This window comes from Deinococcus alpinitundrae, assembly GCF_009982895.1.
GTDB classification, from domain to species: Bacteria; Deinococcota; Deinococci; order Deinococcales; family Deinococcaceae; genus Deinococcus; species Deinococcus alpinitundrae.
This window is the reverse complement of the sequence record NZ_WXZL01000277.1, coordinates 1-268: the sequence shown is the minus strand read 5'-3', so window position 1 is coordinate 268 and position 268 is coordinate 1. Positions and strand designations below refer to the sequence as shown.

Sequence of the window (268 nt, the reverse complement as noted above, 5' to 3'; positions counted from 1 at the left end):
CGCATTTTGAGCAGTGTGGAATCAACGTCAATTTTCCTTATGATGTTTATTTTCCAGGGCAGGACGCGTTACACCCTCCGCGATTACTGGCACCGGAAAAATGTGCTGATGCCGTTTTACGCATCGTTAACGGCGACTATGAGGCTTTCCGCAAAAACGCTTTTGAACATGTAAAATCAAATTTCGACGCTTCCGCTTTTATGAGCGACTTTAACTCTACTATCAGCGAAATTCTGGATGCATCGCGTGCTTAACACTCGTCTAAAAA

The 268-nt window shown here is 44.0% G+C and carries 1 protein-coding gene; it reads left to right on the top strand.

Annotated features, from left to right (window positions below; all coding sequences use genetic code 11):
* Window positions 1–254: hypothetical protein (locus tag GUI70_RS23380; protein ID WP_202630608.1), on the top strand; the 254-nt coding region annotated here is incomplete at its 5' end.
* Between the last annotated feature and the right edge of the window lie 14 nt (window positions 255–268).